General features: G+C 57.4%; 16 protein-coding genes, 2 tRNA genes, 2 rRNA genes and 1 pseudogene. 12 read left to right on the top strand and 9 right to left on the bottom strand.

The genetic code is table 11. From position 1 onward, the window contains the following. The first annotated feature begins 115 nt into the window (after positions 1-115). The 4 genes from AC6I79_RS15170 to dkgB all read left to right on the top strand — a co-directional run bounded on the left by AC6I79_RS15170 (position 116) and on the right by dkgB (position 4,484). A 23S ribosomal RNA gene (locus AC6I79_RS15170) occupies positions 116-3,020 on the top strand. A 197-nt stretch (positions 3,021-3,217) separates the two neighbouring features. After that, positions 3,218-3,333, top strand: a 5S ribosomal RNA gene (gene rrf, locus AC6I79_RS15165). 100 nt (positions 3,334-3,433) lie between these two features. Then, a tRNA-Asp gene (locus tag AC6I79_RS15160) sits at positions 3,434-3,510 on the top strand. Between the two features lie 170 nt (positions 3,511-3,680). Then, positions 3,681-4,484, top strand: coding sequence for a 2,5-didehydrogluconate reductase DkgB (dkgB, locus tag AC6I79_RS15155; protein WP_088516998.1), 804 nt, complete (start codon positions 3,681-3,683; stop codon positions 4,482-4,484). 11 nt (positions 4,485-4,495) lie between these two features. On the opposite strand, the gene yafC is transcribed toward dkgB, so the two are convergent. Continuing rightward, positions 4,496-5,404 (bottom strand): DNA-binding transcriptional regulator YafC, encoded by a 909-nt coding sequence (gene yafC / locus AC6I79_RS15150; RefSeq protein WP_021507312.1) that lies wholly within the window; start codon positions 5,402-5,404, stop codon positions 4,496-4,498. Between the two features lie 100 nt (positions 5,405-5,504). Between yafC and AC6I79_RS15145 the strand changes: the two genes are divergently transcribed. Together AC6I79_RS15145 and AC6I79_RS15140 are read left to right on the top strand one after the other, a co-directional pair. Next, complete coding sequence (locus AC6I79_RS15145) at positions 5,505-6,683, top strand: MFS transporter (protein WP_058758033.1); 1,179 nt, start codon at positions 5,505-5,507, stop codon at positions 6,681-6,683. Between the two features lie 148 nt (positions 6,684-6,831). Next, the gene (locus AC6I79_RS15140; protein ID WP_031279675.1) at positions 6,832-7,632 is read left to right on the top strand and encodes an endonuclease/exonuclease/phosphatase family protein; all 801 of its coding nucleotides are present in this window, start codon (positions 6,832-6,834) and stop codon (positions 7,630-7,632) included. Positions 7,633-7,824: 192 nt separating this feature from the next. Here the strand turns inward: AC6I79_RS15140 and mltD are convergent, their stop codons facing one another. Then, a complete protein-coding gene (gene mltD, locus AC6I79_RS15135; protein ID WP_031279674.1) occupies positions 7,825-9,201 on the bottom strand; it encodes a murein transglycosylase D in 1,377 nt (458 codons plus the stop codon). A gap of 71 nt (positions 9,202-9,272) precedes the next feature. Further along, on the bottom strand, positions 9,273-10,028 hold the full coding sequence (gene gloB / locus AC6I79_RS15130) for a hydroxyacylglutathione hydrolase (RefSeq protein ID WP_211726394.1): 756 nt from the start codon (positions 10,026-10,028) through the stop codon (positions 9,273-9,275). A gap of 40 nt (positions 10,029-10,068) precedes the next feature. Here gloB and AC6I79_RS15125 point away from each other — a divergent pair, with 40 nt between their 5' ends. Then, entirely contained in the window at positions 10,069-10,803 is a 735-nt protein-coding gene (locus tag AC6I79_RS15125) for a class I SAM-dependent methyltransferase (RefSeq protein ID WP_021507307.1), read from the top strand. Here AC6I79_RS15125 and rnhA read toward each other — a convergent pair. Continuing rightward, positions 10,788-11,355, bottom strand: a pseudogene (gene rnhA, locus AC6I79_RS15120) (ribonuclease HI). The gene AC6I79_RS15125 and the pseudogene rnhA sit on opposite strands and share 16 nt — an antisense overlap. On the opposite strand from rnhA, the gene dnaQ reads away from it, so the two are divergent. Then, entirely contained in the window at positions 11,309-12,040 is a 732-nt protein-coding gene (gene dnaQ, locus AC6I79_RS15115; protein WP_498027361.1) for a DNA polymerase III subunit epsilon, read from the top strand. The pseudogene rnhA and the gene dnaQ sit on opposite strands and share 47 nt — an antisense overlap. Before the next feature lie 134 nt (positions 12,041-12,174). Then, positions 12,175-12,251 (top strand) — tRNA-Asp (locus tag AC6I79_RS15110). A gap of 100 nt (positions 12,252-12,351) precedes the next feature. On the opposite strand, the gene AC6I79_RS15105 is transcribed toward AC6I79_RS15110, so the two are convergent. Further along, complete coding sequence (locus AC6I79_RS15105; protein WP_459745897.1) at positions 12,352-13,845, bottom strand: NCS1 family nucleobase:cation symporter-1; 1,494 nt, start codon at positions 13,843-13,845, stop codon at positions 12,352-12,354. 144 nt (positions 13,846-13,989) lie between these two features. Between AC6I79_RS15105 and AC6I79_RS15100 the strand changes: the two genes are divergently transcribed. The 3 genes from AC6I79_RS15100 to puuE are packed head-to-tail and all read left to right on the top strand — an operon-like array spanning position 13,990 to position 16,429. After that, positions 13,990-14,712: a GntR family transcriptional regulator gene (locus AC6I79_RS15100; RefSeq protein ID WP_058769324.1), complete on the top strand. Its 723-nt coding sequence runs from the start codon at positions 13,990-13,992 to the stop codon at positions 14,710-14,712. Then, complete coding sequence (gene hpxA / locus AC6I79_RS15095) at positions 14,709-15,440, top strand: allantoin racemase (RefSeq protein WP_021507303.1); 732 nt, start codon at positions 14,709-14,711, stop codon at positions 15,438-15,440. Before AC6I79_RS15100 ends, hpxA begins: the two co-directional genes overlap by 4 nt. 35 nt (positions 15,441-15,475) lie before the next feature. Further along, positions 15,476-16,429 carry an allantoinase PuuE gene (gene puuE, locus AC6I79_RS15090; RefSeq protein ID WP_021507302.1) on the top strand — a complete coding sequence of 318 codons (954 nt, stop codon included), beginning with the start codon at positions 15,476-15,478 and terminating at the stop codon, positions 16,427-16,429. 74 nt (positions 16,430-16,503) lie between these two features. Here the strand turns inward: puuE and hpxZ are convergent, their stop codons facing one another. The 4 genes from hpxZ to AC6I79_RS15070 are packed head-to-tail and all read right to left on the bottom strand — an operon-like array spanning position 16,504 to position 20,067. After that, complete coding sequence (gene hpxZ / locus AC6I79_RS15085) at positions 16,504-16,887, bottom strand: oxalurate catabolism protein HpxZ (RefSeq protein WP_058769325.1); 384 nt, start codon at positions 16,885-16,887, stop codon at positions 16,504-16,506. A gap of 2 nt (positions 16,888-16,889) precedes the next feature. Then, a complete protein-coding gene (locus AC6I79_RS15080) occupies positions 16,890-18,287 on the bottom strand; it encodes an AtzE family amidohydrolase (RefSeq protein ID WP_159377493.1) in 1,398 nt (465 codons plus the stop codon). Beyond that, positions 18,284-18,469, bottom strand: coding sequence for an oxalurate catabolism protein HpxX (gene hpxX, locus AC6I79_RS15075; RefSeq protein WP_159377492.1), 186 nt, complete (start codon positions 18,467-18,469; stop codon positions 18,284-18,286). Before hpxX ends, AC6I79_RS15080 begins: the two co-directional genes overlap by 4 nt. Positions 18,470-18,480: 11 nt before the next feature. Then, positions 18,481-20,067: a gamma-glutamyltransferase family protein gene (locus tag AC6I79_RS15070; protein WP_159377491.1), complete on the bottom strand. Its 1,587-nt coding sequence runs from the start codon at positions 20,065-20,067 to the stop codon at positions 18,481-18,483. Between the last annotated feature and the right edge of the window lie 131 nt (positions 20,068-20,198).

Below are 20,198 nucleotides of genomic sequence, written 5' to 3'. Positions count from 1 at the left end.
AAAATTTGAAACGACGCGTCGCTTCATTTCTCCGTAATAAGAAATGAATCACGATGCGTTCGGGTCTCTCAAATGCTTGCAGTCCGCAGCGTTGCAAAACGCCTGTGGGTTGTGAGGTTAAGCGACTAAGCGTACACGGTGGATGCCCTGGCAGTCAGAGGCGATGAAGGACGTGCTAATCTGCGAAAAGCGACGGTAAGGTGATATGAACCGCTACAGCCGTCGATGTCCGAATGGGGAAACCCGGTGCACTCTGTGCATCATCGTTTGATGAATACATAGTCAAACGAGGCGAACCGGGGGAACTGAAACATCTAAGTACCCCGAGGAAAAGAAATCAACCGAGATTCCCCCAGTAGCGGCGAGCGAACGGGGAGCAGCCCAGGACCTGAATCAGCTTATGCATCAGTGGAAGCGTCTGGAAAGTCGCGCGATACCGGGTGACAGCCCCGTACACGAAGATGCATGAGTTGTGAGTCCGACGAGTAGGGCGGGACACGTGGTATCCTGTCTGAACATGGGGGGACCATCCTCCAAGGCTAAATACTCCTGACTGACCGATAGTGAACCAGTACCGTGAGGGAAAGGCGAAAAGAACCCCGGCGAGGGGAGTGAAACAGAACCTGAAACCGTGTACGTACAAGCAGTGGGAGCCTACCTGTTAGGTGACTGCGTACCTTTTGTATAATGGGTCAGCGACTTATATTCTGTAGCAAGGTTAACCGCATAGGGGAGCCGAAGGGAAACCGAGTCTTAATTGGGCGTTAAGTTGCAGGGTATAGACCCGAAACCCGGTGATCTAGCCATGGGCAGGTTGAAGGTTGGGTAACACTAACTGGAGGACCGAACCGACTAATGTTGAAAAATTAGCGGATGACTTGTGGCTGGGGGTGAAAGGCCAATCAAACCGGGAGATAGCTGGTTCTCCCCGAAAGCTATTTAGGTAGCGCCTCGTGAACTCATCCTCGGGGGTAGAGCACTGTTTCGGCTAGGGGGCCATCCCGGCTTACCAACCCGATGCAAACTGCGAATACCGAGGAATGTTATCACGGGAGACACACGGCGGGTGCTAACGTCCGTCGTGAAGAGGGAAACAACCCAGACCGCCAGCTAAGGTCCCAAAGTCATGGTTAAGTGGGAAACGATGTGGGAAGGCACAGACAGCCAGGATGTTGGCTTAGAAGCAGCCATCATTTAAAGAAAGCGTAATAGCTCACTGGTCGAGTCGGCCTGCGCGGAAGATGTAACGGGGCTAAACCATGCACCGAAGCTGCGGCAGCGACACTATGTGTTGTTGGGTAGGGGAGCGTTCTGTAAGCCGCTGAAGGTGTGCTGTGAGGCATGCTGGAGGTATCAGAAGTGCGAATGCTGACATAAGTAACGATAAAGCGGGTGAAAAGCCCGCTCGCCGGAAGACCAAGGGTTCCTGTCCAACGTTAATCGGGGCAGGGTGAGTCGACCCCTAAGGCGAGGCTGAAAAGCGTAGTCGATGGGAAACAGGTTAATATTCCTGTACTTGGTGTTACTGCGAAGGGGGGACGGAGAAGGCTAGGTTATCCGGGCGACGGTTGTCCCGGTTTAAGCGTGCAGGTGTGAAGACCAGGCAAATCCGGTCTTCTTTAACACTGAGGCGTGACGACGAGCCGCCACGGCGGTGAAGTAACTGATGCCCTGCTTCCAGGAAAAGCCTCTAAGCTCCAGGTAACACGAAATCGTACCCCAAACCGACACAGGTGGTCAGGTAGAGAATACCAAGGCGCTTGAGAGAACTCGGGTGAAGGAACTAGGCAAAATGGTGCCGTAACTTCGGGAGAAGGCACGCTGGCGCGTAGGTGAAGGGACTTGCTCCCGGAGCCGAGGCCAGTCGAAGATACCAGCTGGCTGCAACTGTTTATTAAAAACACAGCACTGTGCAAACACGAAAGTGGACGTATACGGTGTGACGCCTGCCCGGTGCCGGAAGGTTAATTGATGGGGTTATCCGCAAGGAGAAGCTCTTGATCGAAGCCCCGGTAAACGGCGGCCGTAACTATAACGGTCCTAAGGTAGCGAAATTCCTTGTCGGGTAAGTTCCGACCTGCACGAATGGCGTAATGATGGCCAGGCTGTCTCCACCCGAGACTCAGTGAAATTGAAATCGCTGTGAAGATGCAGTGTACCCGCGGCAAGACGGAAAGACCCCGTGAACCTTTACTATAGCTTGACACTGAACATTGAGCCTTGATGTGTAGGATAGGTGGGAGGCTTTGAAGCGTGGACGCCAGTCTGCGTGGAGCCAACCTTGAAATACCACCCTTTAATGTTTGATGTTCTAACGTAGGCCCGTAATCCGGGCTGCGGACAGTGTCTGGTGGGTAGTTTGACTGGGGCGGTCTCCTCCCAAAGCGTAACGGAGGAGCACGAAGGTTGGCTAATCCTGGTCGGACATCAGGAGGTTAGTGCAATGGCATAAGCCAGCTTGACTGCGAGAGTGACGGCTCGAGCAGGTGCGAAAGCAGGTCATAGTGATCCGGTGGTTCTGAATGGAAGGGCCATCGCTCAACGGATAAAAGGTACTCCGGGGATAACAGGCTGATACCGCCCAAGAGTTCATATCGACGGCGGTGTTTGGCACCTCGATGTCGGCTCATCACATCCTGGGGCTGAAGTAGGTCCCAAGGGTACGGCTGTTCGCCGTTTAAAGTGGTACGCGAGCTGGGTTTAGAACGTCGTGAGACAGTTCGGTCCCTATCTGCCGTGGGCGCTGGAGAATTGAGGGGGGTTGCTCCTAGTACGAGAGGACCGGAGTGAACGCACCGCTGGTGTTCGGGTTGTCATGCCAATGGCACTGCCCGGTAGCTAAGTGCGGAAGAGATAAGTGCTGAAAGCATCTAAGCACGAAACTTGCCCCGAGATGAGTTCTCCCTGACCCTTTAAGGGTCCTGAAGGGACGTTGAAGACGACGACGTTGATAGGCCGGGTGTGTAAGCGCAGCGATGCGTTGAGCTAACCGGTACTAATGACCCGTGAGGCTTAACCTTACAACGCCAGAGGCGTTTTGGTCTGAGAGACAGAAAGAATTTTCAGCTTTGTTCACCGGATTACGTCCAGTGGATTTTGTGCTGTGACAAGGCGGCACGCGAGACGACGTGAAGGAGCATACACGAGTATGTGACTGAGCGGCGCGAGCGGGGCAACGCAGTCAGAGCGCGAAAGACGCGGACGAAAACAGAATTTGCCTGGCGGCAACAGCGCGGTGGTCCCACCTGACCCCATGCCGAACTCAGAAGTGAAACGCCGTAGCGCCGATGGTAGTGTGGGGCCTCCCCATGCGAGAGTAGGGAACTGCCAGGCATCAATTTAAGACCCCTAATCGGGTCGTGACCTTCCCGGTGACGCGGAAAGGGCGAAACACCTGAAATCAGCGACGGTCTGATATCAGTACAGAATCGGTGGAGCGGTAGTTCAGTTGGTTAGAATACCTGCCTGTCACGCAGGGGGTCGCGGGTTCGAGCCCCGTCCGTTCCGCCACTTAAATTGAGAAGCCCTGACTGTGAAGTCAGGGCTTTTTCATGTCCGCTAAAAACCCGACATTGTTGAGTAAAACGCAAAATTCCTCTGCTCATAAGCGGATTTTTCAGCAACAATAATCCTGCCAAAATACGCCTCATCGCAACATTCAACGCAATGATGAGGAAAACATGACAATCCCCGCTTTTGGTTTAGGAACATTTCGTCTGCAGGACGATGTCGTTATTCATTCAGTGAAAACCGCACTGGAACTCGGTTATCGCACCATCGATACCGCTCAAATTTATGAAAACGAAGCTGCCGTAGGTCAGGCTATTGCCGAAAGCGGCGTGGCACGTGATGAGCTGTTTATCACCACTAAAATCTGGATTGAGAATCTCGCCGCCGACAAACTGATCCCCAGCCTACAGCAGAGCCTGGCGAAACTGCGTACCGACTATGTCGATTTGACGCTAATTCACTGGCCATCGCCGGGTGCAGCGGTATCGGTCAAAGAGAGCATGCAGGCATTGATGGCGGCGAAAGAGGCGGGACTGACGCGTCAGATTGGTATCTCTAACTTCCCGATTGCCCTGATGAAAGAGGCCATTGCCGCTGTGGGCGCAGAGAACATTGCGACCAACCAGATTGAGCTGCACCCGTTCCTGCAAAATCGCCAGGTCGTGGAGTTCGCGAAACAGCAGGGCATTCACATCACTTCATACATGACGCTGGCATATGGCGAAGCGTTAAAAGAACAGGTGATAAAGCAGATTGCGCAGAAACATCAGGCCACACCCGCGCAGGTCGTCCTGGCGTGGGCACTGGCACTGGGTTATGCCGTGATCCCCTCCTCAACCAAACGTGAGAACCTGGCCAGCAATATGGCGGCGCAGGATCTGACACTGGATGCAGACGACATGGCGCAAATCGCCGCGCTGGATCGTCAGCAGCGTCTGGTCAGCCCGGAAGGCCTGGCACCAGACTGGGATTAATTCTCCGTGCATCAGCCCTGCACACGCCAGGGCTGATCTCTGACCCACTCGCTGAGAAAATCAATAAAGGCCCGCACGCGCTGGCTCACCCCTAAATCGCTGTAATACACCGCATTAAAAGGCATCTCAACCGGTACCGACTGGTGCGCCAGCACCTCAACAAAAGTGCCCGCCGCAATTTCCGCATTCACCATAAAGTCCGACAGGCAGGCGATACCCTGATCGTTCAGGCACAGCTGCTTGATTGTCTCTCCGCTGTTTGATGACATTGCCGCGTCAATTTCATACAGATCGCTGCCATTGGCCGACACGGGCCAGCGATTAAGACGAGGCGTCTCGACAAAACCGAGGCACTGATGCTGTGCCAGCGCCTCCACCGACGCCGGCGTACCATATTTCGCCAGATAAGCTGGCGTAGCGACCATTTTACGATAGCTGGTGAACAGCAGCCGGGCACGCAGCGTGGAGTCGGTTAAATCCCCGGCACGAATAGCGACATCCACTTTACGATCAATCAGGTTGATAAAGCTTTCGGAAGAGATTAGCGATAGCGTGACCGCCGGATAGCGTTCGCGAAAGGGTTTAATCATCGGCATCAGCAGGTTAAGGATCACCGGTGTTGCCGCGTCGATGCGCAGCACGCCCTGTGGCGCCTGCTGGCGCTCAATCAGCTCATTCTCTGCTGTCGCCATCTCAAGGATCAGCTTCTGCACGCGCCGGAAATAGAGTTCGCCTTCATAAGTCAGCGCCAGCTGACGGGTGGTACGCGTCAGCAGCGACACGCCAAGCTTGTTCTCCAGCTTCTTCACCGTGCGGCTCACCGCTGAATTGGCCATCTGTAACTGCTCCGCTGCACGGCTAAAACTGCCGCTTTCCACCACAGCGATAAAGACTTTTAACTCCTCTGAAGATGCCTTCATTATGCCTCCTCAGGCAAAAGTTTATTGTTACTTTGCTTCTTTTTGTTATTAAAGCACGAGTCGATAATGGCGCCCATCAAAACATTATTGGGAGTCAACCATGCCACTTGCACTCTGGGCGCTGACCATCAGCGCCTTCGCTATCGGAACCACCGAGTTTGTTATCGTCGGGCTGATTCCGACCATCGCTGAACAGCTCAGCATTACGTTACCTTCTGCCGGGATGCTGGTATCCATCTACGCGCTTGGCGTGGCCGTCGGCGCGCCAGTGCTGACCGCTTTAACCGGCAAGCTGCCGCGCAAGCAGTTGCTGATGGGGCTGATGGCGCTGTTTACCGTCGGTAATCTGGTGGCCTGGCTGGCACCCAACTATGAAACGCTGGTAATGGCGCGTCTGCTGACCGGTCTGGCGCACGGTGTTTTCTTCTCCGTCGGCTCAACCATTGCGACCAGCCTGGTAAGCAAAGAGAAGGCCGCCAGTGCGATAGCCATCATGTTTGGCGGCTTAACTGTGGCGCTGGTCACCGGCGTACCGCTTGGCACACTGATTGGCCAGCACTTTGGCTGGCGTGAAAGTTTTCTGGCGGTCTCTCTGCTGGGCGTGATTGCGCTGGTCAGCAGCATGATACTGGTACCGCGTAACATCGCACAGCCGCCTGCCACCTCCCTGGCACAGCAGGCCGCGGTGATGATCAATCCGCGTCTGCTGCTGATTTACGCGATTACCGCGCTGGGCTACGGTGGCATCTTTACCACCTTTACCTTCCTGGCACCGATGATGCAGTCACTGGCCGGTTTCTCACCGACCGCTGTCAGCGGCGTGCTGCTGGGGTACGGTATTGCGGTGGCGATCGGGAATATCTGGGGCGGCAGGCTCGCCGATCGCCGCGGGGCGGTACCGGCGCTGACGCTGATTTTTATCGCGCTGGCCATTCTGTTAGTGGTATTTCAGTTCACCGCCAGCATGCATTACCCCGCGCTGCTCACGGTGCTGGTGATGGGCGTCTTTGCCTTTGCTAACGTACCGGGCCTGCAGGTTTACGTGGTGCAAAAGGCCGAACACTATGCGCCAGGCGCAGTTGATGTCGCGTCCGGGCTGAATATCGCGGCCTTTAATATTGGCATCGCACTGGGTTCAACCGTCGGCGGTCACATCGTGGAACATTACGGTCTGGCGCAGACGCCATGGGTGGGTGCCGTCATCGTGTTTGCGGCTCTGCTGCTGGTCCGCCTCAGCGGCCAGCTGGATAAGCCACGCGCGGCAGCCATCATTGAATAAGCCACACAACAGCCTGCCGCATGGCGGGCTGTTGCCGTTGCTGGCTGTGAGGCGAATTCCGACAATCAATAACAGCAATTGAAACCCCGCGCTAAAATCCCTATAACAGTCAGGTGAAGTTGTAGTCGTAAATCAGCCAGGCGGGACAGTGCGAAAAAAAACTTATGCAATGCGGTATGTAGCAGGTCAGCCTGCTGAGCGGATTTTTCCGCCAGGGGCGATGCTGCATCTTGGGCAGGCGTTACCGCCCGGTGCACCGCTGCCAGCCGACCCAACCCTGCGCGTGCTGGTGTGGAATATCTTCAAACAGCAGCGGGCAGACTGGATGTCAGTACTGCAGGGCTTCGGTAAAGATGCCCATCTGGTGCTGCTGCAGGAGGCGCAGACCACCCCGGAACTGGTGCAGTTCGCCACCAGCAATTATCTTGCGGCCGATCAGGTACCGGCCTTTGTGCTGCCACAACACCCCTCTGGCGTCATGACGCTGGCTTCTGCCCATCCGGTCTACTGCTGTCCGCTGCGTGAACGTGAGCCGCTACTGAGGCTGTCTAAATCTGCTCTGGTCACTGCCTATCCGCTTCCCACCGGCGAAATGCTGATGGTGGTGAACATTCATGCGGTCAATTTCAGCCTCGGCGTTGATGTGTACAGCAAACAGCTGGGGCCGATTGGCGAGCAAATCCAGCATCATCGCGGGCCGGTGATCATGGCCGGCGACTTCAATGCCTGGAGCCGCCAGCGTATGAACGCGCTCTACCGCTTTGCCCGTGAGATGGCGCTGCGCGAAGTAAACTTTACTGATGATCATCGGCGCAAGGCCTTTGGCCGCCCGCTGGACTTTGTCTTTTACCGCGACATGAAAGTCAGCGAGGCGTCGGTGCTGGTGACGCGTGCCTCTGACCATAATCCTCTGCTGGTTGAATTCAGTCCCGGCGCGGCTAAACGTTAAGCCAGGCGCGGCGCGCCAAAGGCGAATGATTCACAGCGCTGATGCCGCACCCTGCTCAATAAGCCACTTCAGACTGCTAAAGGCATGGCGCAGCGGCGAAAATAACGAGGTTTACGCGGGAGTTGTCTGACTGCGGCAACGGGAAAAGGTAAATAATGAAAAAGGCTGACAAAAGTCAGCCTTTTCGGTGCATCAGGTATCAGGTGTTGCGCTATTCTTCACAAACAGCGTCAGCTTGTCGCCGGGCTGAATGTCTTTAGCGTCACTGTTCCAGCGCATCACGTCTTTGGTGTTAACACCGTGACGTTTGGCGATACTGGCAAAAGAATCACCCTTACGTACACGGTAGGTGATGCTGTTGCCGTTATCCGCCAGCTGCGACGCACCAGCTTTGCTGCCAACGGTCAGTGTCTGACCGATGCGTACTGACGCGCTGCGCAGGTTATTCTGCTGCTTCAGTGCACTAACGCTCACACCAAGCTTACTGGCAATGCCCGATAAGGTGTCGCCTTTGCGGACCTTATAGCTATTGCCTGCAGCGCTGACTTTCGCCAGCTCGCCGGGCTGTACCGCAGCAATATCACCGGAAGCCAGCGAATTGCGCAGCTGAGCCACGTTGGACTTTGGCACCATAATATAGTGCGGTCCGTTTGGCGCGGTGGTGCCGTTTTTATACCCGGCATTGAATGTCTTCAGCTTGCTGAGCGACATACCGGCCATATCTGCGGCCTGCGTCAGTTCAATCTGCTGTCCCACTTCAACGCGAGCCAGTGCACGGCTCTCATTGGCGGTTGGCAGCTTAATACCGTAACGCTTGCTGTTCTTGAGAATATCACTCAGGGCCAGCATTTTAGGTACGTAAACCGTAGTCTCGCGTGGCAGCGATAAATGCCAGAAGTCGGTCGGCTTACCGCGCGCCTTGTTCTGTTTCATCGCCTTCAGCACACGCCCTTCACCGCTGTTATAGGCGGCGATGGTCAGTAACCAGTCACCGTCAAACATGCCGTTCAGACGTTGCATCATATCCAGCGCAACTTTGGTTGAGGCCACCACATCGCGGCGTCCGTCATACCATTGGTTCTGTTTCAAACCATAGTTTTTGCCCGTTTGCGCAACGATCTGCCAGATGCCAGCGGCATTCGCAGAAGAGGTTGCGTGTGGGTCAAAAGCGCTCTCCACTATGGGTAGCAGTACCAGTTCCATCGGCATTTTACGTTTCTGTATCTGCTCGACAATCCAGTACATGTACGGCTCTGCCCGTAATGTTACATCGTGGAGATAGCTCTTATTTTTTAAGTACTTTGTTTTTTGTTCGCGGATTCGCGGGTTTTCCGGAATCCCCATCTTCAACTCGTCACTAATGTGATTCCAGAGATCAGTGTCTTCTGCGAGGCTGGTTCCATCATCTTGCCAGCGCGGCGACAACAAGCGATCTCCGTACTTTCCATTTTCACCTTGACCAGCTGAAGACAGACTCTGTGCATGCTGTACCGGGATACTGGCGTCATTCCTTGATGCCTGACATCCAACCAGCAAGACCGAGGCGAGTAATATCGCTTTAGCCTTCATGTGTGTGTCAATAGTTCGCTTAAAAGACGAGCAACTATACGTTAGCGACCGGCACAACACAACCAGAAATATCAAAAACGGTCTTTCTTCTCGCGTAGATCGGCAAAAGTCAGCCATAACGGAGCCGACGACACATTAATGCCTAAAGCCTTTTGCAAATCAGGATCTTGCGTACGCAGGAATAAATTTATTTCACGCTCCAGCGCCAGTTTTGTTGGCAAAGTAATGCGATTTTCTGCGCGTAAGTCCTTAATTTGCTGATACCTTGCCAAAATTTTCGGGTCCTGAGGCAGAATAGCCGCAGCAAACTTCATATTGGATAAAGTGTATTCATGCGCACAGCAGATAAGCGTATCGGCAGGAAGTTGATTAAGCGCCTGAAACGACTCAAACATTTGCTGCGCAGTGCCTTCGAACAGTCGTCCGCAGCCACCCGAAAACATCGTATCGCCACAGAAAAGATAAGGTGAGCTGAAATATGAGATATGTCCTAAAGTGTGTCCAGGCGTTGCGATGACGCGGAAATTTAGCCCGAGCAGCGTAAATTCATCACCGTCACTGAGAATAGTTCGCGCGCCTTTATCGGCGGTCTCCTGCGGACCATAAACCTCAAGTTGTGGATAGTGCTCCAGCAGTTCGCTAACGCCGCCCACGTGATCGCGATGATGATGGGTCAGCAGAATGGCCTGCGGCTGCCAGTGATTGGCGTGAATTTTTTCCAGCACCGGTCGGGCTTCACCCGGATCGACGATCAGACAGTGCCCCTGTTCATCGCTCAGTGTCCAGATGTAGTTATCCTGCAACGCGGGAATACTGGTAAGATTCATAAACACCTCTCAGGTCGTAGAAAAAGGAAAATGGTAGAGCATGAAGCCAGCGAAAACACGCCAAATCCTGACTGCGCCGCGCTCCTGGCAGGATATGCCCTGGGGCGACTATTTCCGCGACGCGTTAACCCAGCAACTGCAACCGTATCTCGGCAAGCTGTACGGCTTTCATATGCTTAAAATTGGCAGCCTCAGCGCAGAAATCAATACCCGACAGTGTGCCATATCGCATCAGGTTAATGTGGGCGATGAGGGCGATGGGCTGCACGTCATCGCCAGCGCAACGCAGTTGCCGTTTGAAGCCAAATCGATAGATGCCTGTCTGCTGGCGCACACGCTGGCCTGGAGCCAGGATCCGCACCGCGTACTGCGCGAAGTGGATCGTGTACTGATTGATGACGGCTGGATGATTATCAGCGGCTTCAATCCGTTTAGCCTGCTGGGCATCAGTAAAGGCCTGCCCGGATTACAGCGCCGCGCACCGTGGAGCGGACGGATGTTCAGCCAGGTGCGCCTGCTCGACTGGCTGAGCTTACTCAATTATGAAGTGGTGTATCGTACGCGCTTTCAGGTGGTGCCGTGGCACCGCCAGGGCGGCAAGATGATCAGCACGCACCTGCCGGCGCTGGGCTGTCTGAATATCGTGGTTGCGCGTAAGCGCACCTTCCCGCTGACGCCGGGCAAAGTGAAGATGATGCCCGGCAAAACCCAGTTACGGCCAGCGGTCAATGCCACGCGGCAGTTTCGTGAAGCCAGCGATCAGGACTCAACCTGATAGCCAATATCGTCGAGGGAAGGATTGCCGGCAGCGCTGCGTGCCAGTTCATCACAGCGTTCGTTCTCCGGATGACCGGCATGGCCTTTTACCCACTCCCACTGAATCTGATGAGTGCTGAGCGCCGCGTCGAGTCGCTGCCACAGATCAACGTTCTTCACCGGCTTCTTTTCTGCGGTTTTCCAGCCGCGCTTTTTCCAGTTGTGAATCCAGCTGGTGATCCCCTGGCGCACGTACTGGCTGTCGGTGCTGAGCACCACGTCACACGGCTGGGTCAGCGCTTCCAGTGCCACAATGGCCGCCATCAGCTCCATGCGATTATTGGTAGTAAGGCGATAGCCGGCGCTGAATAATTTCTCGTGCTGGCGGTAGCGAAGAATGGCGCCGTAGCCGCCGGGACCGGGATTGCCCAGGCAGGATCCATCGGTGAATATTTCTACCTGTTTGCGCATCTCTGGTAGACTTCCTTCTGACAAAACGCCAAGTCTGACATAAAACGAGTCCTATGAGCACTGCAAATAACCGCCAGATCGTCCTCGATACCGAAACCACCGGCATGAACATGATCGGGGTGCATTACGAAGGACATCGCATCATTGAAATCGGTGCGGTTGAGGTGATCAACCGTCGCCTGACCGGCAACAACTTCCATATGTATCTCAAGCCCGATCGGCTGGTGGATCCGGAAGCGTTCGGCGTACACGGTATTGCCGATGAATTCCTCGCCGATAAACCGACCTTTGCGCAAATCGCCGACGAATTCCTCGATTATATTCGCGGCGCGGAGCTGGTGATCCATAACGCTTCGTTCGACATCGGCTTTATGGATTACGAATTTTCCATGCTGCAGCGCGACATCGGCAAGACAGAAACCTTCTGTCAGATCACCGATAGCCTGGCGATGGCGCGTAAAATGTTCCCGGGCAAGCGCAACAGCCTGGATGCGCTGTGTAACCGTTTCGAGATCGACAACAGCAAACGTACGCTGCACGGCGCTTTGCTTGATGCCGAGATTCTGGCCGAAGTGTTCCTCACCATGACCGGCGGCCAGACCTCGCTGGCGTTTTCGATGGAAGGCGAGCAGAGCAATGAGTTGGCAGGTGAGCATATACAGCGCATCGTTCGTCCGGGCGCCGGCCTGCGCGTGGTTAGCGCCAGCGATGAAGAGATAATGGCGCATGAGAGCCGGCTCGATCTGGTGCAAAAGAAGGGCGGCAACTGCCTGTGGCGCGCCTGAAACCGCTGATTTTGCGTGGAAAAGCGTCGTTAAGCTGAAAAAACCGGCAAACGAGAGATTCCCCTGCAAAAAGCGTTGACGAGGGATGAGGCTGCCATTAATATGCGCCTCGTTCCCGACGGGGAACAAAGCGCGGAGCGGTAGTTCAGTTGGTTAGAATACCTGCCTGTCACGCAGGGGGTCGCGGGTTCGAGCCCCGTCCGTTCCGCCAATCTCTTTAAAGAAGCCGATGCAGCAATGCATCGGCTTTTTGCTTTTCTAAATCATACCCATCTGGTGTACGGTCGCCATTCATGGCGACCGCCAGCGCATTAATCCTTCTGTACCGCCACTTCCGCACGATAGGTGGCTTGCGGCACCTCACGTTCAGCACGCGCCAGCCAGCGGTAGCAGCCAGCGCCCAGCGCCACGCCGATGAACCAGCTGAAGTTCGCCACCGCGTGCAGGGACGGAATAAAGCTAATCACCAGACAAATGCCGACGGAAGGCAGCAGTGCAGCAATCGCTTTCGGATTGAAACCGCCGCGGTACCAGTAGCGGCCTTTTGGCGTATCGTTGAACAGGTCATCAACGTATACCTTGCTGCGTTTGATCAGGTAGAAATCGGCGATCAGAATGCCAAACAGCGGCCCGATAAACGATCCCAGCACATCCAGCGTGTAGTGAATCAGCTCCGGCGACTGGAACAGATTCCACGGCGTCAACAGCACTGAACCCACGGCGGCAATCATGCCACCGGCGCGGAAGCTGATCTTCTGCGGTGAGCAGTTAGAGAAATCAAACGCTGGTGAAACGAAGTTCGCCACGATATTGATGCCGATGGTGGCAGTAATCATGGTCAGCAGCCCGATAGCGACCGCCACATCGTTGCCTACCATGCTCACGGTTTCAATCGGATCGATGATCATTTTGCCAAACAGCGACTGAGTACCTGAGACAATGACCACGGTCACAATCGAAAACAGCAGGAAGTTAAACGGCAGGCCCCAGCGGTTGCCGCGGCGAATCTCACCCATGCTTTTGCCGTAGCGCGAGAAGTCACCAAAGTTGAGCAGCGGACCGGAGAAATAAGAGACCACCAGCGCGGTCGCGGTAATCATCTGCCAGGTTTGCTCGCCCGCGCTCAGTGATTTACTGGCGAGAGTGAAGGAGATACCGTCAAAACCGGTTTTGTATACAATCCAGCCCGCCAGCGCCACCATCACCACGTAGACCGCCGGACCGGCGATATCAATAAAGCGTTTGATCGCGCTCATGCCGTGCCAGAACACCATCGCCTGCAGCAACCACATGACGCCGAAGCAGCACCAGCCAAGCTGCGACAGGCCGAGCCAGCTGCTCTGCGTCATGCTGCTTAACGACGGGTAGAACTTCAGCAGCACCAGCATCAGCGCATTCGCCGCCAGATAGGTCTGAATGCCGTACCAGGCGAAGGCGATCAGCCCGCGAATCACCGCCGGGATGTTGGCCCCGAACACGCCAAATGCCTGACGCGAAATCACCGCATAAGGCACGCCGGCCATCTGGCTCGGCTTTGCCACCAGGTTAGCGCACAGCTGCACGATGCAAATTCCCACCAGCAGACACAGCAGCACCTGCCAGCTGGCCAGACCGAGGGTGAAGAAGCTGGCCGCCACTACATAACCCCCCATGCTGTGCACGTCCGACATCCAGAACGAAAAAATGTTGTACCACGACCAGCTCTGGTTGCGGGTCGGCGCCAGGTCGTCGTTACACAGACGCGGGCTGTAATGGGCGTTGGCTTCAGAGGCCACCGCAGAGGTCACTTCAGAATGATTTGGCATGAAACCTGCTCCTCTTAACTTCATGGAAAAATAATGACAGCGTGAAACGGTATTGCAGGATCCAGGCCAAAATTGATTTCTTGTATACAAAAAATGAATTTCACGTATACGATGTCTGCATACAGTCACTTGCCGGAGCGGGTAATGAAGAGTGAAACAGGCCTGAAAACGGCTGCCGATCTGAATGACAGAGACGAACCTATCTATCAGGCGTTGCTGAACGCCATCGTGGAGCACCAGCTGCCGCCGGGCAGCAAATTGCCGGAAGAGGCGCTGTCGGAGGTGTTTGGCGTCAGCCGCACCGGCATTCGTAAGGTGCTGCAGCGCCTCGCGGCGGTGCAAATGATCACCCTGTCGCCCAGACGTGGTGCACAGGTGGCGACGCCGGGCGTGGAGGAAGCGCGCGACATCTTCGCCACGCGCAGCTTGCTGGAGTGCGCCAACCTGCCGGCGGTGCTGGCGCATCTGCAGCCGCCGCATCTCGCCGCGCTCAGTGGCTTAATTGCCGACGAGCAGCAGGCGCACCAGCAGCACGACGGAGCCGCCGCCATCCGTCTGTCTGCGGCTTTTCATATCCAGCTGCAGGCGATTTCCGGCAACCAGGTGCTGACTGACATGGTGACGCGCCTGACGCAGCGCTCCTCACTGGTGATCGCCGCTTACGGTGCACCGTGGCAGCGTGGCTGTCGTTGCGATCATCACGATCGGCTGGTGGATCTGCTGCGGCAAAACGATCTGCCGGCGTTAACTACGGCGCTGCAGCATCACTTCGAACATATCGTCGCCAGCCTGCACTTTGAACGCAGCGGCGAAACCCTGCCTGATTTCACCCGGTTATTTGCCGGTCATAAAGGAGCGGCATCATGAGCCTGATCCAGGTGATCAACCCGAATACCAGCGCCGCCATGACGGCGACCATCGGTGCAGCGGCACGCGCCGTGGCCGCACCTGGCACGGAGATTGTGGCGGTGTGCCCGAGCGAGGGCGTGCCCTCTATTGAAGGACACTTTGATGAAGCGATTGCCGCGGTGGGCGTGCTGGAACAGGTAAAACGCGGCAAAGAGCAGGGCGTCAGCGGCCATATCATCGCCTGCTTTGGCGATCCGGGACTGCTGGCGGCGCGCGAACTGGCGAGCGGACCGGTGATTGGCATTGCCGAAGCGGCGATGCACACCGCGACGCTGGTGGCGACGCGCTTTTCGATTGTCACCACGCTGCCGCGCACGCTGGTGATCGCCCGCCATCTGCTGCAGCAGTACGGATTCAGCCATCACTGTGCCGCGCTGCACGCTATTGATCTGCCGGTGCTGGCGCTTGAAGACGGCAGCGGCGTCGCGCAGGAGAAAGTGCGCGAGCGCTGCCTGCAGGCGAAACGTGAAGATGGCAGCGGGGCGATTGTGCTGGGCTGCGGCGGCATGGCGTCGCTGGCGCAGGATCTGACTAAAGAGCTGGGCCTGCCGGTGATTGATGGCGTCAGTGCGGCGGTGAAAATGGTCGAGTCATTACTGGCGCTGGGCTTTGGTACCAGCAAACACGGCGATCTGGCTTACCCGATTAAAAAACCGCTCAGCGCGGCATTTCAGCACCTAAACTAAGGGCTGGTTGAGGACTGATGACAGGAACTTGCAGAATGAGTGATGTATCTGAAAAGAAAGAGTACAGCTTCAACAAAAACTATCCGCGCGATCTGATTGGCTATGCGGGCCAGCCGCCGCACGCGCAGTGGCCGGGTGAGGCGCGGGTGGCGGTGCAGTTCGTGCTCAATTATGAAGAGGGAGCTGAAAACAATGTGCTGCACGGTGACGCGGGCTCTGAGCAGTTTCTCTCCGACATCATCGGAGCCGCCAGCTATGCCGATCGCCACATGTCGATGGATTCCCTGTATGAGTACGGTTCGCGTGCCGGTTTCTGGCGCATCCATCAGGAGTTTCAGCAGCGCGGCCTGCCGCTGACCATCTTTGGCGTCGCGATGGCGCTGGCGCGGCATCCGCAGATTGTCGAGGCCATCAAAGCCGCCGATTACGATGTGGTCAGCCACGGCTGGCGCTGGATTCACTATCAGGGGATGGATGCCAAAACCGAGCGTCAGCACATGCAGCAGGCAGTGGACGTGCTCACCGAGTTATTCGGTAAAGCGCCCACCGGCTGGTATACCGGGCGCGACAGCCCCAATACGCGGCGGCTGGTGGTCGAGCAGGGCGGCTTCAGCTACGACAGCGATTACTACGGTGACGATCTGCCGTTCTGGACGCAGGTCACCTGTCAGGACGGCACGGTGAAGCCGCATCTGATCATTCCCTATACGCTGGAGTGCAACGACATGCGCTTCGCCACGCCGCAGGGATTCAACACCGCCGAGCAGTTCTATACCTATCTGCGCGATACCTTTGATGTACTGTATGAAGAGGGCGCGACGGCGCCGAAGATGATGTCGATTGGCATGCACTGCCGTCTGCTGGGGCGTCCGGGGAAATTCCGCGCGCTGCAGCGTTTCCTCGACCATATTCAGCAGCACGACAAGGTGTGGGTGTGCACGCGTCAGCAGATTGCCGATCACTGGATGAAGACGCATCCGGCTGCGTAAGCGGCCTTACCTTTCACGGATATCAGGTCGTTTTTGCCCTCTCTTGCCAGGAGAGGGCAACACTCGCGCCTGCGTCAGCTCATCAAACTCACCTGCGCTGCCACGATGCGCCAGCCGCACGGCAGCCGTACCCAGGTCTGCTGCTGACGGCCGATCTTCTCTACGCCCTCGCGGGTGAACTCGGTGCTGCACACTGCATAGTCATCGCCAAAAGTGGTGATGACCGTATTGCGCAGGGTGCGATCGAGCCCCTTTGACGGACGCGCCGCGCGAAAGGCGCGAATCTCGTCAATCCCGTACAGATTCTCTCCCGCACCGAGTCGCACCGTACGCGCATCGTGCCAGAACAACTCGTCCAGCACGGCGACATCATTGCTCACCAGCGCCTGCTCGTAGCGGTAAAACGCGGCGGTGACTTCAGCCAGTATCGCCGGACGATCGATATGTTCAGGTGTCATCTTCAGGCATCCATAAAAGAGGTTTGTGGCAGCGTCACACCCTGCTGCTGCAGTGCCCAGGCGGCGCGCAGCGCCAGCTGTTCGTTAAACGGCGCAGCAATCAGTTGCAGGCCAATCGGTAAGCCGCTGGCGGTGAGCAGCGGTACGCTACACACCGGCAGGCCGAGGAACGAAATCGGCTGCGTGAGCATGCCCATGCTGGCGCGTGTCGGCAAATCCTGACCGTTGATGTGAATGGTTTCCTGGCCGATGGTGGTGGCGGTACAGGGCGTGGCCGGGGCGATCAGCACGTCGTAATGGTCGAACAGCGGCAGCACCTGCTGCTGGAAGTGACGGCGGAAACGCTGGGCCTGCACATACCACGCGGCGGGCAGCATCGCGCCAGCCAGCAGGCGTTCACGTGAATTCGGCTCAAAGCGTTCTGGCTGGGTGCGCAGCGCCGGCAGATAGTGATTGCCGCCTTCCGCGGCGGTCATGATAAACGCGGCCGAGCGCGCCAGTTCGGCCTGGGGCAGCGTCACTTCTTCTGTCGCGCCGAGCGCGCGGGCCGCTACCGCCACCGCCGCGCGCGCCTCATCGCTGCACCAGTCAGCAAAAAAGCCGCCCAGCACCGCGCTGCGCAGCTTTTCGCTGCCAGCAGAGAGCCTGTCACTGACCGATTCCGCAGGGCGCGCCGCCTGAAACGCATCGCTGGCGTCGCCGCCCTGCAGCGCATCGTAGACCAGACTCAAATCTTCCACCGAGCGGGCAAACGGACCGATGTGGTCGAGGCTGGCGACAAACGGATGGCTGCCGCTGCGCGACAGACGACCAAAGGTGGGTTTCAGGCCGAAAATGCCGCACAGCGAAGCAGGCACGCGAATCGAGCCGTTGGTGTCGGTGCCGAGTGAAAAATGCACCAGCCCGGCGGCGACGGCCGCTGCGGAACCGCCGGACGAGCCGCCGGCCACGCGTGACAGATCGCGCGGGTTGCGGGTGGCACCATAATGGGTGTTCTCGGTGGTAAAGCCGTAAGCGTAGGCATCCATATTCAGCATGCCGGAGAGCAGTGCGCCGCTCTGCTGCAGCTTAGAGACCGCCCACGCATCCTGCTGTGCCACCGGCCGCTCGCTGAACAGGCTGGCACCGGCAAGCGTGCTGTGACCGGCGACGTCAAACAGGTTTTTTACCGCATAGGGAATGCCAGCCAGCGCCGGCAGCGGCTCACCGCGCTGACGCTGCTGATCCAGCCGATCGGCTTCCCGCAGCATGCGCTGCGCGGTGACGGCGGTCCAGGCGTTGATGGCCGGGTTATGCTGTTCAATGGCGGCCAGCGTCTGCTGTGCGATGTCGTGCGCGCTGAGATCGCCCTGCGCCAGTGCCTGCTGCAGCTGGCTAATCGATAAGGCTGCCAGCGTCATGGATGAAACACTCCCGCCACTTCCAGGCGATCGTCCAGCGGCAGCGCCATCAGCGGCTGCGCCATTGCGGCGATACGGTTAAACTGCGTCAGCAGTTCGGCGCGGCGCGTGTCGTCCAGCTCCAGCGCCAGAATCTGTTCCATTTGGACGATATAGGTTGCCCAGTCCGGTTGTGCACTCATGATTATCTCCGTTAAAAACCGGCAGCGCTGCCGTTGCTGCGCGGATCAAACGCGCCTTCCAGCATGCCATTGTTGTGTCTGACGATGGCGCCGGCGTGGCCCACCACTTCACTGTATTCAGCCAGCAGTTCGACCTCATGACCGAGCGCGCGCAGTTGCTGCACGGTTTCAGGCGCGATGCGCGCCTCCAGCTTGAGGGAGTCTGAGGATTGGCCCCAGGTGCGGCCAAGCAGCCAGCGCGGTGCGCTGACCGCCTGCTGCAGCGGCTGGCCCTGAATGACATAGCGGGTAAAGATCGCCGCCTGGGTTTGCGGCTGGCCATCACCCCCCATCGAGCCGTACACCAGCGTGCGGCCATCTTTCAGGCGTGCAGCCGCTGGATTGAGCGTATGGAACGGCTGTTTGCCCGGTGCCAGCGTCAGCAGGTGATCCGGCTGCAGGCTGAACGCCGCGCCACGGTTTTGCCAGGTAATACCGGTGCCGGGCAGCACGACGCCGCTGCCAAATTCGTGGTAAATGCTCTGGATAAAGGAGACCGCCAGGCCGCTGCTGTCCATCACTCCCATCCACACGGTATCGCCCGGTCCGCGTCCGGTGCCCCAGGGCGCGGCGCGATCGTCCTGCACCTGCGCGGCCAGCGTGCCGAGATGATCGGCATTCAGCAGCGACTGCACATCAATCGCCATGTGACGCGGATCGGTGATGTGTTGATCGCGCAGGGCAAAGGCCTGTTTGGTGGCTTCAACGATGCGGTGCACCGTCTGCGCTTCACTGGCGTCGGCCATCGCCAGACGATCGGTGATCCCGAGGATCGCCAGCGATACCAGCCCCTGCGTCGGCGGCGTCATGTTCCAGATATCGCCTTCGCTGTGCGCGAGGTGCAGCGGCGTGCAGCGCCGGGCGCGCTGCCGGTGTAAATCGTCCAGCGTAATCGGCATGCCGAGCGCGCCCATTTCGCGCGCCAGATGGTGCGCCAGCTCACCGCGATAAAAGCTCTCCAGCCCTTGCTCGCTCAGCACGCTCAGCGTCTGTGCCAGTGCCGGCTGGGTAAAACGACTGCCGGCGGCGGGCGGTGCGCCATCAGGCAGAAAGGTGGCAGCAAAACCGGGCTGATGTTGCAGCTCATGCTGTTTTGCCGCCGTCGCTGCCGCCTGCGAGGCGGTGACCGGAATGCCATCGGCCGCATAGCGAATCGCATCGCGCAGCAAACGGCTCAGCGGCAGCGGCGTCGCGCCCAGTTCGTGCGCCAGCGTCAGCGCTTCCTGCCAGCCACTGACGGTGCCGGCAACCGTCAGTGCCGCTTTAGGGCCGCGATGCGGAATATGGCTCTCACCGTGATAGAAGTCGGGGTGCGCCAGCGAGCCGGCGGCGCCGCTGGCATCGATGGCAATCGGATCGCCGCCGGGCGGCACCACCAGCCAGAAGCCGTCGCCGCCGAGGCCATTCATGTGTGGGTAAACCACCGCAATGGTCGCCGCGGCGGCCACCATGGCTTCCAGCGCGTTGCCGCCTTCACGCAGAACCGCCAGTGCGCTTTCGCTGGCAAGGTGATGTGGCGTCACCGCCATGCCCATCGGGGCCATATTGCTTTGAATCATAGTGAACTGTTCCCGGATTATTCTTTTGTAGCGGCGCGATTTGGCGCGCTGGATAGGGAAAACAAGCGCAACAAATTGCGCCGCTACCAGTCTGTAGCAATGGTAAAGCAAGAGCCGTTCCAGTTTTGGTG

It is taken from the genome of gamma proteobacterium symbiont of Scutellera amethystina, assembly GCF_059730845.1.
This window is presented reverse-complemented; position numbering and strand designations above follow the sequence as displayed.